Annotated in this window: 15 protein-coding genes; 4 read left to right on the top strand and 11 right to left on the bottom strand. The window is 38.9% G+C overall.

Going from position 1 to position 16,139, the window contains the following annotated elements:
* From EHR07_RS06745 to EHR07_RS06730, 4 genes are read right to left on the bottom strand one after another with little or no spacing between them, the layout of a single operon-like run.
* A complete protein-coding gene (locus EHR07_RS06745; RefSeq protein WP_135744359.1) occupies positions 1-1,914 on the bottom strand; it encodes a PP2C family protein-serine/threonine phosphatase in 1,914 nt (637 codons plus the stop codon).
* 3 nt (positions 1,915-1,917) lie between these two features.
* Positions 1,918-2,862 (bottom strand): LBF_2017 N-terminal domain-containing protein, encoded by a 945-nt coding sequence (locus tag EHR07_RS06740; RefSeq protein WP_135744358.1) that lies wholly within the window; start codon positions 2,860-2,862, stop codon positions 1,918-1,920.
* Entirely contained in the window at positions 2,859-3,746 is an 888-nt protein-coding gene (locus tag EHR07_RS06735) for a FecR family protein (RefSeq protein WP_135744357.1), read from the bottom strand. The genes EHR07_RS06740 and EHR07_RS06735 overlap by 4 nt, the downstream gene beginning before the upstream one ends.
* A 23-nt stretch (positions 3,747-3,769) precedes the next feature.
* Complete coding sequence (locus EHR07_RS06730; RefSeq protein WP_135744356.1) at positions 3,770-5,872, bottom strand: (Fe-S)-binding protein; 2,103 nt, start codon at positions 5,870-5,872, stop codon at positions 3,770-3,772.
* 123 nt (positions 5,873-5,995) lie between these two features.
* On the opposite strand from EHR07_RS06730, the gene mqnC reads away from it, so the two are divergent.
* On the top strand, positions 5,996-7,105 hold the full coding sequence (gene mqnC, locus EHR07_RS06725; RefSeq protein ID WP_135744355.1) for a cyclic dehypoxanthinyl futalosine synthase: 1,110 nt from the start codon (positions 5,996-5,998) through the stop codon (positions 7,103-7,105).
* A 165-nt stretch (positions 7,106-7,270) separates the two neighbouring features.
* Here mqnC and EHR07_RS06720 read toward each other — a convergent pair whose 3' ends face one another.
* The 3 genes from EHR07_RS06720 to EHR07_RS06710 form a co-directional block, all read right to left on the bottom strand.
* Entirely contained in the window at positions 7,271-8,419 is a 1,149-nt protein-coding gene (locus EHR07_RS06720; protein ID WP_238754567.1) for a GGDEF domain-containing protein, read from the bottom strand.
* Positions 8,420-8,519: 100 nt separating this feature from the next.
* Positions 8,520-9,338 (bottom strand): GerMN domain-containing protein, encoded by an 819-nt coding sequence (locus EHR07_RS06715; protein ID WP_135744353.1) that lies wholly within the window; start codon positions 9,336-9,338, stop codon positions 8,520-8,522.
* A 34-nt stretch (positions 9,339-9,372) separates the two neighbouring features.
* The gene (locus tag EHR07_RS06710) at positions 9,373-10,017 is read right to left on the bottom strand and encodes an HAD family hydrolase (RefSeq protein WP_244288920.1); all 645 of its coding nucleotides are present in this window, start codon (positions 10,015-10,017) and stop codon (positions 9,373-9,375) included.
* A gap of 82 nt (positions 10,018-10,099) precedes the next feature.
* Between EHR07_RS06710 and EHR07_RS06705 the strand changes: the two genes are divergently transcribed.
* From EHR07_RS06705 to EHR07_RS06695, 3 genes are read left to right on the top strand one after another with little or no spacing between them, the layout of a single operon-like run.
* Entirely contained in the window at positions 10,100-11,305 is a 1,206-nt protein-coding gene (locus EHR07_RS06705; RefSeq protein ID WP_135744351.1) for a KamA family radical SAM protein, read from the top strand.
* The gene (locus tag EHR07_RS06700) at positions 11,302-12,297 is read left to right on the top strand and encodes a D-alanine--D-alanine ligase family protein (RefSeq protein ID WP_135744350.1); all 996 of its coding nucleotides are present in this window, start codon (positions 11,302-11,304) and stop codon (positions 12,295-12,297) included. Before EHR07_RS06705 ends, EHR07_RS06700 begins: the two co-directional genes overlap by 4 nt.
* Positions 12,294-12,971, top strand: coding sequence for an iron-containing redox enzyme family protein (locus EHR07_RS06695; RefSeq protein ID WP_135744349.1), 678 nt, complete (start codon positions 12,294-12,296; stop codon positions 12,969-12,971). Before EHR07_RS06700 ends, EHR07_RS06695 begins: the two co-directional genes overlap by 4 nt.
* Here EHR07_RS06695 and EHR07_RS06690 read toward each other — a convergent pair.
* The 4 genes from EHR07_RS06690 to bfr are packed head-to-tail and all read right to left on the bottom strand — an operon-like array spanning position 12,958 to position 16,070.
* A complete protein-coding gene (locus EHR07_RS06690; protein ID WP_135744348.1) occupies positions 12,958-13,311 on the bottom strand; it encodes a DCC1-like thiol-disulfide oxidoreductase family protein in 354 nt (117 codons plus the stop codon). The genes EHR07_RS06695 and EHR07_RS06690 overlap by 14 nt on opposite strands.
* 10 nt (positions 13,312-13,321) lie before the next feature.
* Positions 13,322-14,467, bottom strand: a complete 1,146-nt coding sequence (locus EHR07_RS06685) for an acetylglutamate kinase (protein WP_135744347.1) — start codon at positions 14,465-14,467, stop codon at positions 13,322-13,324.
* Positions 14,464-15,567 (bottom strand): THUMP domain-containing class I SAM-dependent RNA methyltransferase, encoded by a 1,104-nt coding sequence (locus EHR07_RS06680; protein WP_420871237.1) that lies wholly within the window; start codon positions 15,565-15,567, stop codon positions 14,464-14,466. The genes EHR07_RS06685 and EHR07_RS06680 overlap by 4 nt, the downstream gene beginning before the upstream one ends.
* 26 nt (positions 15,568-15,593) lie before the next feature.
* Positions 15,594-16,070 carry a bacterioferritin gene (bfr, locus tag EHR07_RS06675; RefSeq protein WP_135569399.1) on the bottom strand — a complete coding sequence of 159 codons (477 nt, stop codon included), beginning with the start codon at positions 16,068-16,070 and terminating at the stop codon, positions 15,594-15,596.
* Positions 16,071-16,139: the final 69 nt, after the last annotated feature.

Raw genomic sequence — 16,139 nt, 5'->3', positions numbered from 1 at the left:
CTAAATCACTTCAATCCCAATCCAGGTGATATCATCCAGGAAAGGGATTCCTTCTGAATAGGATCTAATTTTTAATTCAAGTTCTTGTTTGATTAGAGACATGTGGTTTGTTTTCATTGAAAGAAAAAACTCGGTTAGTTCCTTTTCCCAAATTTTTTCCTGTTTTGAGTTTTCTACGTCTTTTAATCCATCGGTAAAAAGAAAAAATCTGTCACCTCTTTGGATTGGGTATTCCAATACTTTCGGTTCCATATTGGGAAGCATTCCAAACATAGGGTTCAATTTTTCAGGACAATGGACCTCATTGCCTGTAAGATACAACATCCCCGGATGACCAGCATTTCCATAGGTGATTGTGTTTTGATTAAAATCAAATAACAGAAATAAAAAAGGAACAAAAGCAAAAGGATCAGGTAAATGATTGGATACACCTTCATTCATTTTGATCAGAATTTGTTTCGGATCCGATTCTATTTTTACAATTTGATGGAATAAAACACGTAGAACTGTCATCATCATTGCAGCCTTTACTCCATGACCAATCACATCACCTAAAGCGAAAATAGAGCGGTTGTTTCCTAAATCAATATAGTCGTAATAATCACCACCCACCTGGATCAAAGGTTTGTATAAAACTTCATAATCTAAATTTGGTAAAATAATAATCCGATTGGGGAGATATTTCTTTTGTAAGTCTTTGGCATATTCCATTTCCTTTTCGAATTCCAAACGTTTTTTAGTTACATTCTGAATTAAAACGAGGGCACCACTTGCAAAACGGTATTTCTGTTCCAAAAACCATAGTTGATAAGTGAATTCTAATAAATATACTGATCCATCATCGGAATAAAATTCGGATTCTTCTTTCCTAAGTTTCGTTTGATCCGTCTGTATAAGCGATTCGTCTTGTAAGAATAATCTAACTTCCTTTTCAATCCATTCTTTAACGGAAAGTTGCTCTCGGAATAAATTTGTGACTAAAAGGTTCGGTTCAATTTCCTGATTCTCTAGAATTATTTTTCCTTTTGAATCATATAGAATGGCAGCATGCGGAAATTCCTGTAAAAGTAATCTTAACTTTTGTTTTGACTCAATTTCTTTCAGAGAAATGGCTATAGAGAAAAGAAAAGATAAAAAAAGTAAGGAAATTAATATGATTATGTTCTTTTTTAAGGATTCTTTAATTGGTATTAGCACCAAATCTTTGGGACTAACAATGAATAAATGAAATGGAAGTCCATACATTGGATAACTGGCAACAAAGTAATCCATTTCATCCTTTCTTGTTGCACGAAGTGAGGGCAAACTGGAATGGGTTTGAAGTGAGGATTTAACATCTTCTTTCCAAAATTCTGAAACTAAAAATCCATCTTCGATAAATCCTGATATTCCAAAATTTCCTTGGTCACCTAGTAAAAATAGGCCTTCATTAGGATCGCTGTACGGTGAATCCAAAAGGGCCTCTTCTAAAAACTCTGCGGAGTGAACAGAAACATTCATTCCATTAAATACCAATAGGTATGTTTTTTTTTCAGATTCCCAATCACATTGTGACAAAGTAATTTCTTCTAAGTGAAAAGGATCAGGGAAGGAAGGAAAACAGTGTTTTTGAATTTGGGAAAGTTCATTTAAAGAGATAAATCCTAAATTCTTTTTTTCGGAAATATCTTTGTTTATTTGTTCTCTAATTTGATTTTCTAAATCAATGGAAAGGAGTTGGATTCGTATGAGTTGGAATCTCTGGTTCCAGTCTAATGCCTCTTTGTATCTAGAATCAATCATCGAAGAAACAAGAAGAAAATATGGTAAAATTAAGAATGTTATAATAGAGAGAAATAATTTAAGAAAGGATTTGGTTTTGATTACATAGAAAAAATGATCAAATAGTTCGCGAACTCTATATCCAGAGTACACTTGTTAGTTTCCTTTTTGTATTCGTTTGATTGTAATTTTTTTCGGAATTTCTTCGTTTCCCAACTGATCAGTGGCAGAAATTTCTAAATCCATATCTTCCGAACAAGAATTGATTACGTTTGTCCAAGATGTTTCATTGTCCCAAGAATACCATTCAGAGGAGGGATTCATTCCACAAGTGGTTCGGAATCGAATTACATCCAATCCTGAACCGACATCCACCGAATTGAGTTTTAATTTAGTAGTTGGACCCACAAAAGCCAAAGAAGCCTTTTGGTAAAAAGGAGGCTGCCAAGAAAACTCGGTTGTTGGTGGAGTGTTATCTACGCTGAACTCCCAAACCTGCATTGAATCCGATATTCCTAATTCGTTGGTAACTTGGTATTCTAGTTTATAATTTCCATCTTTTAAAAAAGTAAGCTCTGGTTGTCTTGTCACCAGCCAAGGTCCATCATTCACGCGGTATCGAACGGAAGTTTTCATGGGTTGGCTTAAAATGGGTTTTACTTGGATTTTATTTTCTGTTAGATAAAAATGACTTGTTCCTTCCTTGTTGGGAATCGGCACCAAAACATCGGTTGTGGCAGGTTTGCGGGCGATGATTTTACTAGGTTCTTTCTGTTTTGGTTTTCCAAAGGAGTTAACTGCATAGAGTTCCGTCCAAAACCCACGCACTTGACGTTTGGCCACGGCACGAATCCGAAAGTATTCATAACCATGGGGGATATAGAGTTGGATTTTTCCAGGAGAGGCAAGCACACGGAAGGGAATTTCTAATTCTAAGTTAGGTGTTTTCCATAATTCCAATTCATATTGGATGATATCATCTCTCTCAGGTTCTAAAGTGAACTTGATGGTTTTGGATTCGGAAAAAATGGGAAATACGAATCCTATACTGGTCATCCAGAGTAAAATTAGATAAAATCTGAACTGGCTTACTCGGTTCATTCTTCTTTTGGTTTGGGTGGATCCGGTAAACTGAAAGGTTTTAGTGGAGGTTTGCCTTTTTCGACAAAGGTAGCAAAGCCGGATGGAACGTTTACCGTTACATTTTGAGCAGTCACAGCTACAAGTCCTTCGTAACAACTAAGAGTAGTGTTTCCCGTTTGATCCACTTCTGTAAGAAAATCAGTTCCTCGAACTTCGGATACAGCAGAATCCGTTTTTAAAAGAAACATACGTTGGTTTGTCGATGGTTTTTTCTGTACGATGGAACGAATCCTTCCTTTGCGAAGGTAAAGTTCGTCTGGTTCAGAATCCGATTTCCCCTTTTCCATAATTACATGGCTATTCTCTGTAATCTCAAATCGAGAACCTGATAACAATAGGAACTGAGCTTCGGAATCTTTAAAAGTCCTGACTTCATCTTTGGCATAAAGACCTTCACCTATAGTGGCCCCCGTCCAGTCGGAACTTTTCATCGAAACTTTTAATACTTCTGTTTTTCCGGTATACCTTTGCAGATCTGCAAGAGGTTTTTTACCCAAACTTTTTGGAATCCAAAGTTTCATTCCAGGAATGATCAGATTGGGATTATCTATTTGGTTGGATTTAAGTAGTTCTTTCCATTTCCTAGGATCATCTAAATAAGTTTTGGAAATGATACTGAGAGTTTGTCCTTTTTCTACAACGATGGTAATTCCATCACCTTCCGGTGGATGGATGATTTGTTTGGATTCAGCATATAGGGACTTAGAAAATAAATGCGGTAAGATGAAAAGAATCAAAAGAAAGGAAAATCTTAGAGATTTCCAAATAAATAAGGCGGAAGTTTCCCTCCACCTTTTCCAAAGAAAAACTAAATAGGTCTTTCGGAAATTATGAAATTTCATTTTCCCCTAAGACCTAAAGTTTGTTAGTCGATATTCTCTGCAACTAACTCTGCAATGTCTTTCACTTTTACAGAATCAATTTTTTCAGCAGCTTTTACACCATCTGTGATCATAGTGATACAGAATGGACAAGCAGTTGCAATGGTAGTAGCACCTGTATCAAGAAGTTGTCCCGTACGTTTGCTATTCACACGCATACTTTCTGGGTTGGATTCATCCACATGTTCTTCCATCCAATACTGTGCTCCACCCGCTCCACAACAAAGTCCTTTGGAGTGATGGTCTACCGCTTCTTCAATTTTTCCACCAGATACTTTTTTCACAACGTCACGAGGGTTGTCGTAATTGTTGTTATAACGACCGATGTAACAAGAGTCATGGTAAGTATACTTTCCAGTTTTAGCATCATCAGCCACTTTCACATCAATTTTACCATCTTTGGAGAGTTGATTGATGTACTCGGAGTGGTGGATGACTTCGAAGTTTCCACCAAATTGAGGGTATTCGTTTTTGATGGTGTTGTAACAGTGTGGACAAGCCGTTACGATTTTTTTAATCCCGTAACCGTTGATGGTGTCTACGTTGGTTTGCGCTAAAGTTTGGTAGAGGTATTCATTACCACCACGGCGAGCTGAGTCTCCAGAACATCCTTCTTCTGTTCCAAGGATACCAAAGTTCACTTCCGCTTTTTGCATGATTTTAACAAAGTCACGAGAGATTTTTTTGTTTCTTTCATCAAAAGCACCCGCACAACCTACCCAATAAAGTACGTCTACGTTTTTGTCTTCTGCTTCAGAAAGAACTTTTACATTTAAACCTTCTGCCCAGTCAGCTCTTGTATGAGCGCCCACACCCCATGGATTAGAATTGTTTTCCATGTTTGTGAATGCTTTTTGAAGTTCTGGACTCATTTTAGATTCCGCAAGAACTAAGTGACGGCGCATTTCAATGATAGCATTTACTTGGTTGTTTCCCACAGGGCATGCTTCTACGCACGCATAACAAGTAGTACATCCCCAGAGTGCTTCTTCACTTAGGCCTTCGTGGGAATTGATAACACCTGTTTCCAGTGCCGCTACGGCTTCCGCTGCTTCTTCTGGAGTTTTGCCAACACGAGCAGCAGCAACTTCTGGCATTTTCTCTAACATTTGGTGTTTGAGTTCCACAATGATAGCTTTTGGATTTAAAACTTTTCCAGTTCGATTGGCAGGGCATTCTACTTGGCAACGTCCGCATTCAATACAAGACATACCATCGAGTAGGTTTGGCCAAGGAAAGTCTTCTACGCGGTTTGATCCCCAAACTGCATTTTCATCATCTAAGTTGAGTTTAGAAAGTTGTCCTTTTGGAGTGTCTGTCGCAAGGAAGTAGTTAAACGGAGCAAAAATTAAATGTGCGTGTTTTGATGTTGGAACATACAACATAAAAGCAAACACAGTAAGGATATGGCCCCACCACATAATTTGAAACACAGTGTCCGCAGAGGAATTGGCAACACCAATCGATTCCCAAACGGAACCAATAGCTCCATCAATAAGACCTGCATGAGAGAAATAAGTTGCCCCAACAGTTTTTGCACCATTTCCTAGTAAGGTGGTCACCATAAGAGTGGCAATCATACTGATTACAATCGCAGAAGCAGGAGAGTGAACATCAAGACCTTTGGCCTTTTTAATCCAACGTCTCCAAGCAAAGAAACCGAGACCAGTTAATACTAAAATCGAAACATAGTTTACTGCTTGTTCATAGATATGGTTTGCCGATTCACCCAAAAGAAATTCAGGAAGAGCAAATTTGTAAGGATCGTCCATTACGTATCCGAACACACCAGCCACCATTTGGCTTGTTGTATGGATGGTATACACAAGAAATCCGTAGAATACAAACGCGTGCATGATCCCGCGTACAGGTTCCCGGAAATTTTTCTTTTGTAGGACAACGTTTATTAAAAAACTTTTAAGACGAAATCCAATATTTAGGTTCTTTTTCGCATCTTCATTGAAGAAAGCAGGACGTCCATTGAAGATCAGTCCGAGCCTGTAAAGGATGGCGCGGACAAAGACAACGTTTGCCACGACGAAAAATGCTGTGAATAATATGTGAAAGAGAATTCTTCCGATATCCATTTATGTTTATGCCCTTAAGGTGTTTGGTATTTCCTAGGATTTGTATAGAAAAATGAATGTCCAGGAAAATTCGGTTTTTACATGGATCTGTCAGAAGATTTCCTGTCCAAGTAGGTAGAGATCATGAATTTAGCCTCTTTTTCCCTAAACCCCAATGACCCCGCAGATGCCGTCCTTTTGAATGCCGTCGAAGGCAAACGTATCTCACCGGACGAGGCCCTCATTCTCTACAAGACTGGCGATTTTTTAAAAATCCAAATGGTGGCAAGATTCCTTCGGGAGAAGGTAAGACCACATACAGAAGCCAGTTATACTATGTTTCGAGTGGTGAATTATACCAACTATTGCAATGTAGAGTGCAATTTTTGTTCCTTTATGGACGAGATTGGGAATGGAAAGGGTTATGTACTCTCCAAAGAAGAAATCCTAGAAAAAATGGATTACGCAGTGGAAGAAGGGGCAGACCAAATGTTCCTCCAAGGAGGGGTGTATCCCAATCTTCCTTTTGATTATTATTTAGATGTGATTCGGACGGTAAAAGCAAAATACCCTAACATGCATATCCGTGCTTTTTCTCCTGTGGAAGTGATCAATTTAGAAACCATCACAGGAAAACCGCTCAAAGAAGTTTTACTCATTCTAAAAGAAGCGGGTCTTGATTCGGTTCCGGGGGCTGGGGCGGAAATTCTCACAGAAAGGATGCGCCAAATCATTTCTCCTAAAAAGGCTACCGTATCCGAATGGGTAAGAGCTATGGAAACCTGTCACGAAGTGGGACTTCTCGGATCAGCTAACGTCGTTTTTGGTTCGGAAGAAACAGAAGAAGAGGTAATCGAACACTTAAGTGTGGTTCGTGACCTGCAAGATCGCACTGGCGGATTTTTGTCTTTTATTCCTTGGACATTTCAACCCCAAACCAAACGTTTCAAAGTAAGACCCGTTCCCACTCACGAATATTTGAAAGTGCTTGGGATCTGCCGGATTTTCTTAGACAATATCAAACATATCGAAACTTCCGTGATGGTGCTTGGAAAAGGAGTGGGGCAACTGGCTCTTTATTCCGGTGCTGATGATATTTCCTCAGTAGTCATAGAGGAAAATGTGCTTCGGTCTTTTGGATTAAAAACAGAGAAGGAAGCACGAAAGTTTCTAAAAGAAGGGGGATTCCAACCCATCCGACGGAACTTATTGTACGCAGAAGAATACGACTGCAACCAAGTGGGAGTGGACTAAGGAATAGATTTCAAAAGTGGTTAAGCACCCATTAGGTCAAAAAAAAGATGGGGGATTTACGCTCCCCATCTTTGGAATTTTACACCTTATCCGTTTTGGACATAAACTGAGAATCAGTCTCAGTTTCAATAATAACGAAGTTCTTAAAACCTGTCGATCTTTTTTTTAAGATTCGAAGAGAGTGATTCGGTTTCTTCCCTCATTTTTTGAGGTATAGAGCGCAGTGTCAATTTTGTGGTAGAGTTCGTCAAAACTAGGATCGTCTTCCGGTCGAAAGAGTGTAGCCCCGATGGAGACTGTTAAGGTAAGAGATTCACCTGGTTGGTTGTGGATGGGAATTTGCAATCGTTCCAATTTCTCACGAATCGACTCAGCTAATACCTGTAAACCTTCCTTATCAATAGGAGAAACTAATAAACAGAATTCATCTCCCCCAATGCGGGCCGCAATGTCTGTAATTCTTGTTCTGGATTTTACTGTTTTGGCAAAGGCTTGGATGGCAAGGTCACCTTGTTTGTGACCATATTTGTCATTGATTGCTTTGAGTCGGTCCAAATCCAAAATTACAAGCCCAATGATAAACCCTTCCCGGTTGGATCTTTTTTTATAGAGATCAAACTGCTCGAGCAAATGACGTCTGTTAAATAGTTCCGTCATTGAATCCACTCGCGAGAGGTCTTCGATTTTTTGATTGATCCGAAGTAGTTTTCCGACTGTGACCCTAAGTCTTGCTTTTACCCGGTATTCTTCAAACCGCCAGTAGTTGATGAGGAGGTTTGCCACAAATCCAAAGGCAAGTAAAAAGGAAACAATGAGTACGTCTTGGTAAAAAACAAAACGATCAAAACCTTGGATACGTGAAAAGTTTAAATGTAAGGGAATGAATACAGCAATGTAAAGAGTGGATAGAAGTAAAATCCGAAACGGCTCAATCCAAAGAAGAATCGAGGCACTGGCAATCACAATTGCAGAACCAAACAGATAATAGGCGTGGTTTGGTTTATCATACACCATCATAGGTATATAAAGTAAAATTAATCCAATGAGAACAAGACTAGTGATTCCATAGATATGCCTTTGGAATAATTTTACTCTTTTTTTTCCAAATAGATATACAAAGAAACAAATGCCAAGAGATGAGATCCGAAAAAAAGCTATCCAGAAACTGGCTTCCTTGGTTCGCACAAGGGAATCGACAAACAGAAGAGAGATGATCGAAGTAAAGGCAGTCATCACACTAAAAATCTGTAGGGAGGAGCCTATATCGGAAATATTTGTGGCGGTGAAGCTAGGATGGTAGGTTCGTAAAAACATTTTACGAAAAACAAAGAAATATCTTTTAAATGTATGCCTACGCATATGAAACCAGAACTAAAGATATAGGAATTTTAAGATCTGTAAACCATTTCATGGATCAGAATATAATTACTTTTCTTTGGGTTTTGGCAAGAACTTCTGGAATGGTCAAACCATCACTTCCTAAAGTTCGAATCCTTTCTCCGTTAGAATATAAAACCACTCCTTTGATTCCAAAATTTCCAATCATGGTGAATGCAATTTGATCGAGTCTGTCTTTTAAAATTTCCATACTCCCTCCGTAACCTATGTCCTCGGAAATGGAAAGATGGAGGATTCCGTTTTCCAATCGGTAATTAGGTTCCATACGAATTTTTTTAGACAAAGCAGAAAGAACCCCTTTTCCTTTTTCTTCTGGACTAGGTCCTTTGGTTAGTTCTTGGAATAAAAAGGGAATGGGGTCGCCACCAGGAAATTCACGGGTGAGTTTGACTAGTTGGGATTGGCTGTTTTTGCCTGTTCCATAAAATTTTAGGAAATATACGGGTAAGTACCCGGCGTCCGCTTGCAAGCGTTTGCCGGCGCCAGGAAACCTGTCTTCGGGAAGGGTGATTTCCGGAATGGTTTCATCCACTAGTTTTGTGCGAGGTTTTTGTTTCGAATCAGATTCGGGAAAAGTTTGCGTGAGGACTTCTTCTTCCCAGTTCAAATCGTCTTCCCAAGTATCTTTAGCAAACGGGTCGGATGGTTCTGCAAATTTTGCCTTGTCTTGAGATTTTCCAATATTGCGGAATCCTTGTTTGGGGAGAAAACTTCCCGTGGCTTTTGGATCAAAGCCCATCGACTTTTCGATGAGTACTAGCACAAGAAAGATCCCGCCAATCAAATAGCGTAAAGATTTCCATTTGTCTTCTTGGATTTGGGGATGTACCGCCACAGTATCAATGTCGGATCAGTAGAGAATTTCGAATTTAAAAAAAATCTTTCAAAGTGGTTAAATCATCAAATTTCCATTCGAAATCGGGAATTTCTCCTGGAAGGCCATGGCCATAGGTGCAGAATCCAAAAGGGCATCCGTTTTCTCTTGCCGCCTCCCAATCGCTATGCCTATCTCCAATCATAGCAATGGCACTAGGTTCTAAATTGTATTTGCGAACATATTCTGCAAGGATTTCTCCCTTTGTATGGATGGTTTCTTGGTTGATGACAACAATTGGTTCAAAGTATTGTATTACCCCTGCGGTATCCAAAACCGTTTCAATATACGGTTTTCTTCCATTCGAGGCACAAGTGATGGTATAACCTTTTTCTTTCAGATAGTGAATGGTAGAACCGACACCTGCATAAAAATCACCACCACCGCTGCGGATGGAGTCGCAGAGAAGGTCTAGAACCCTTCCTGAAATTTGATCTCTTTCGGGTTCAGGAAGCTCCGGCAAAAGGTTTTTAAAGATGGTGCGAACAGGTTTTCCAATCTCATTCATAATCTGGTCATGACTGGGTAAAGACGTGATTTTTCCCGTCTTTTGTGCAAACTCTTCGATTGCCTGCACATAGGTCTTAAAGATTATGGATTCTGAGGAAAATAAGGTCCCATCGACATCGAAGGCGACCATACGGATTTCCCCCAGGCGGTTTTCTTGCATTACCACCAGAAAAGAATTTGGCGGTCTCTTGGCAAGTAAGGAATTAGAAGTTATGCTCGTGCAAAGCAGTTTATCAGATGTTCTTAAGGCACGCGAAGATTTGTATTCTCGGACAAATTGGACGGATCATACTTCGCAGTTACAGAATCGTGTAAAAGGAGAAGACCTTTCTCGGTATTTTGTTCTCTCAGAATCTGAAATCATAGGAATTAAAGAAACCATTCGTTTACATGTTTCGACCACCCCATATTATCTTTCTTTGTCTAGTCCAGACGATCCCAATTGCCCGATTCGAAAAATGATAGTTCCCAGATCGGAAGAGGCGGTTCTCTCTTCGGAAGAAAGTGCCGATCCTTTGGATGAGGAACGACTAAGTCCTGTTCGTGGGCTAACTCATATGTATCCCAATCGGGTACTTTTATTTTCTAACCATTCATGTAGTGTCTATTGCCGCCATTGTATGCGGGGACGAAAAGTATCTTCCAATGAAGAAAGAATGGAAAAAGAGGATTTGGAAAAGGCATTTGAATACATACGAAACCATCCTGAAATAGAAGATGTTGTCATTAGCGGTGGAGATCCACTAAACTTAGCAGATTCAAAACTTGAATGGATCCTTTCGGAATTAAACTCCATCCCGCATGTAAAAATCTGTAGATTAGGTACAAGAAATCCAGTCACTTTGCCATTTCGCATAACAGAGTCATTGTGTAAAATCATAGAAACTTATAATAACGACAAACTTTCGATATTTTGTAATACCCAATTCAACCATCCCAAAGAATGTACAAAAGAATCGAAAGAAGCAATCCTCCGTTTATTAAAAGCAGGAGTATCTGTAGGCAACCAATCCGTTCTTTTAAAGGGAATCAATGATGAGGAAGAGACAATGTTATCTCTTCATAAAAAACTTTTGGAGATGCGTGTCCGTGCTTATTATCTGTATGATCCAGAACTCATCCCAGGTTCCAGAGGATTTCGAACTCCACTTGCACGTGGAATAGAAATTGTAGAATATATGAGGGGGAAAATTGGTGGAATGGGAATTCCTCAATTTGTAAATGACCTTCCCGGAGGTGGTGGCAAAATTACGATTGCACCTAACTGGTATTTGGGGTACATTCCAAAAACACGCCAACATGTATTTCGATCCGCAGTCACAAAAAAAATCCATTTATCCTTTGAGCCGGTAGATTCCAATAAAGAATCCTATTATCCTGTTTTGAATGATGTGGATTTGGAGAATCTGGGATTATGAAAGGCACTGTGATTCTTGCATGTGATGTGTATGATCCAAATGAACCCGAACTTTCTCAGGAATGGGAATCAAATGAGACTATCCAAAAAATGGAAATGACCATCTTGGAATTGGGTTATGACGTAGCTGTTTTATCCAATCCGACAGAGATCACTTCCGTTCTTTGTAACATTCCCATAGAAGAGAGAAGTCATTGGATCGTTTGGAATCTTGTAGAAGGATACCATTCTCCAAATAGAGAGGCCTACATACCAGCGTTATGCGAATATTTGGCAATCCCACATACCGGAAGTTCCGCTGCCGTCCAAACCCTCACTTTAGATAAATACAAAACCAAACTTTTTTTAAAATCCTTTGGAATTCCCACAAAAGATTTTTGGCTTGTGGAAGATAAAAACCAAACCCCACCAGGGAACTTTCCTTTGTTTATCAAACCAAACGGAGAAGGATCAAGTCTTGGAATTGGCGAAAAAAATCGGATTTTGAATTCTAAGGATTGGTTAGAAGTTTTACCCACTTTAGTCGAAACATACAAATCAATCCTTGTGGAACCTTATCTTTCAGGAAGGGAGCTTACGATTGCTGTTATCGGAAATAAAGGAAGTTATGTGGCCACAGACCCTGCCTTTGTAGATTATCCTGGATTTGTTTATAGTGATCTTGTAAAATCCAAAGAAAATTTAGTGGAATCCTTAGATTTTTTAGTCCCTGAAGAGTTATCCAAAACCTTAGAAAACTATGCAGTACAAATTGCCAATCTCCTGGGAAGTTCTGGTTACATTCGTATCGACTTTAAATTGGAAAAAGATCTTCCATATTTTTTAGAAGTGAACGCCACACCAGGGTTTTCCTCTGTTTATTCCACCTTACCATTGCTATGGGAGAAAAACGGAAAGTCTTACTCCGAACTCCTAAAACAATGTTTGGAATTGGGTTTTTTAGAATACCAACATCATCATCGTTACAAGTACGCAAAGGATAGAAACCTATGAATATCGTTGAAATTTTAAAAAAGGATGTAGAAACTCATCCTGTACTCCGGTCGCAGTGGTTGTTAGAACGAAATGTCTCCATGAGTTTTGATGACTTAATTTTATGGTTAAGCCAAGAATACTTTGTTTCCATTGGATTTGTGGATTGGTTTTTATTAGTAGCAGCAAAAACGAGAGACCAAAATGCAAAGATAGTTCTTGTAGAAAATATATGGGGAGAACTCGGCGAAGGTAATATTGCCGACACCCATGTATCCATTTTAATTGAATTTTTAACAAAACTTAATTTTGATTTTGCAAATCATCAGTTATTGTCTGAAACAAAAACCTATTTAGATAAAATGGAATCTATCATAGAAAAAGGTTTTTTTTATGGACTGGGGGCTTTGGGACCTGCAAACGAATACTTGTTAAAACTAGAATATTCACAAATTTCCGAGGCATATAAAAAACTAAAAACCGCAATGGCATTGCCGGAAGGAAAATTTTTCCAAGTGAATTTGGATGCGGATGAAGGCCATAGCCAAAGAATGTTCGAACTCATTGAAGAAACAGCAAAAACAGAGGAATCTAAAAAACAAGTGATCGAAGGTAATTTACTGGCTCTAGTCGCACGGGAAGATTTTTACAAGGGACTTTCCCGGTTAGATAAAGAGCGCCTTACGAAAGTTTAATTCTATAACGTTTCAATAAATACATAATTCCCATTCCCAAAAATGGAACGAAGGGCAAGTACAATAAAAAACTAAAGTATTTGTATTTATCCATTTTCCAACTAAGTTGTCTGACAGCAAAAAATCCTGGAAAACGTATCCCTGATTCAATGAGCTGGACCTCTCCCGCACACAAATCTCTACTTAGTTGTTTGTGAATCGACTGAAGCTCAATGTCAGTCAGTTTATGAAAAGAAACGATAGTTATCTGGTCATTTGTTTTTTCTCGAATGGATTTAGCAAGGCGGGTACAAAACCCACAGTTCCCATCGTAAACTAATACTGCATTTTGTGATTGCATCTGAATGGTTTTATTTTGGAAAAAAATCTTCGGGTTGTGACTTTAAGGTTTGGATGGTAGCAGGGATGAGTGATTGGTTAAGACCCAACCAATAATAATACCAACTTTCATCCTTTTCGATTCCTTGTGCGATAGACATATACCATTTGTTGATATTATTGTCTGGTTTACTGCGCCAAAAAAGTGGTCTACAATGTTCTAAAATTTGGTCCCAAATATCGCGACCCACACCGGCTCCTCTTGCAACTCCATTCACTGCAAATTTAGAAAGTAAAAATCCATGTTCTGTTTTTTGCATCCAGGCACAGGCTCTGTAGGACTCTTCTAAAAATAATACATCAAATTTAGTATTGTAAAATTCAGGTTTTAAAGGTTTACCAAAAGATTCTTCAATGAGTTGGAATACTCTTTTCATATCCACATCCTCCGTGGAATGACAAACTCTGATTTTATTTTTTCGCTTAACGAGTGTTCCACTTCCTTTCACTGTGAAAAGTTCAGTCAGTAGGGTAAAGGGGGAAGTAAGGACAATACTGAATTTTGGGTCTTCGATTTTTGACAATAGGTCACCGGAAAGTTGGAAAAATTCCTCCTGGGACCTGGAAAGTGTAATTCCTTCCGGGAGAGATAAATGTGAATCTCTTTGGAGGATGGATTTCACCTTACTTGTGTTTGGGTCTTTTAAAGGTCCATCGATGGAAACATAAATAACCTTGGCGGAATGCAGGATGGAACGACAACGATCAATGAGTGCAGAAAGTTTTTCAGATTCATCCTCCCAAAGTAAAATGGGAATTTTTTTCTGACCAATGATCCTTGTGACTTCTTCTTTGAGTGGAAGGTTCCGATCTACCACTTGGTAGGAAAAACCAAGGCTTTTTTCCCCCTCGATATTGGTTTGTTCCAGAGGGAAAAAAACTTTCAAATATTGAAAACTATCAACTTCCAAAATCACAAAGGGGAAAAGATCCAGTTGGTAGAGAAGTTTAAGGTCAGAAAATAAAGCTTCGGAACTATCAAAAATAGTTTCAGTGTCTGCATAAAGAATGGCAAACGATTCAGGAGAAAGAGATTGGAATTCCTTTAAAAACAGGAGTCCATCTCTTGGATCTCTTGTGATTTCAAAGACTCGACTGAGTACATCTTTGGAATTCATTTCCCCCCTCTAATTTCGTAATCCACAATTTTTGCTTTGAGGTTTGCATGTTTCAAACTCAAATGTGCATTTTCTTTGAGTCCAAATTTTCCAAGAAGAGAAAAATCTCCCGAAAGGACGGTAAATTTCCATCCACCAAATTCATTTTTGATGACCTTTCCAAATTGAAAGTACATCTCTTTTAAATCTTCCATTGGTTTTCCAATCCGATCCCCATAAGGAGGGTTTGTCACTACATGTCCCTCCTTTCCGAAATTGTTTTTTAACTCCAAACAGTTTCCCACTTCAAAGGAAACAAAGTCTTCCACTCCTGCTTCATACGCATTTTCTTTGGCGATACGAACCGCTTCTGGATCTATATCAAATCCAAAAAGGTGTGGTGTGTTTGGTTTTTCTTTTTTCCTTTCAGAAAATACATAAGTAGGAAAAAGAATTTGGAATACGGGAGATTCGGCAAATAGAAACCGATTGATTTCTCCATATAAACGTTCCCGAAGTGCCGCTTCGATGAGGATGGTTCCCGATCCACACATAGGATCAACCAAAGTGTTTCCTTCTTTCCATCCTGATACTTCGAGCATGGCTTGGGCGATGGGTTCTCTCACAGGTGCATTCCCTGCAAAAAGTCTATATCCACGTCTTCCCACAGGATCTCCCGAAAGAGAAAGTTCAATGCTAAACTTGTCTGTATGGGAACGCACAACGATGGTGATATCCGCCATTCGTTTTTCAATTTCCGGAAGTGGGATTTTTTTACTTCGCAGGCGATCGAGGACTGCATCTTTGGTTCGATGCATTGTAAATTCAGAATTTTTTAATTTATCTTTGGTTTCTGCATCAATTCGAAAACTTACATCTGGGCCAATGTATTTTTCCCATGGAAGTTCACTGACTTTGGCATAAAACTCATCATACGTTTCTGCATTTTCATGTAACAGCTGCAAGTTGATCCGTGATGCAAACTTGGTATGAATGGCAAACTGAATCACATCTTCTTTTTTTCCTGAGAAAAAAACTCCACCTCGGTTGGAACTGTTTATTTTGAGATAGTGTGATTTTAATTCGGATTCCAAAAGCGAAGAAAGACCTTCTCCGCAAATGGCATGGTAAGTGGGGTGAGTAGGTTTTATTCCGAATCTCCTAATTTTTGGGCCAAGTAGTTAGGAAGAGAGATAGAATCAATGATGGATTTTTGTGTTTCAATCCAATCGATATGTTCTTCTTCAGAAACTAAGATTTTTTCCAAAAGTTCGCGAGTTCCGTTGTCTTTTGCCGCTACACAGATATCGATTCCTCGGTTGAGACGTTCAACTGCATTGTATTCTAGTTGTAAGTCATGGTCCAACATTTCTGGCACTGTTTGGCCTACATTGATTTTTAGATATTTTTGCAAGTCGGGAATTCCATCGAAAAAGAGAATCCTTTCGATGATTTCGTCTGCATGTTTCATCTCTTCAATGGATTCTTTTCTGAGGTATTCCGCAAGTTCCAAATATCCCCAGTTTTTACAGAGTTTTGCATGAATAAAATACTGATTGATGGCTGTGAGTTCAGCCGCTAGAACTTCCGCTAAAATGTCGATTACTTCTTTTTTTCCCTTCATATGGGTAGCCTCATTTTCTCTCTTCAAATGGAAAGATAATTGGTTTTCATAGAATAGGCAAGCCTAAAC

It is taken from the genome of Leptospira bandrabouensis (assembly GCF_004770905.1).
Lineage (GTDB): Bacteria > Spirochaetota > Leptospiria > Leptospirales > Leptospiraceae > Leptospira_A > Leptospira_A bandrabouensis.
The sequence above is the reverse complement of the archived record's forward strand: the minus strand, read 5'-3'. Positions and strand labels throughout refer to the sequence as shown.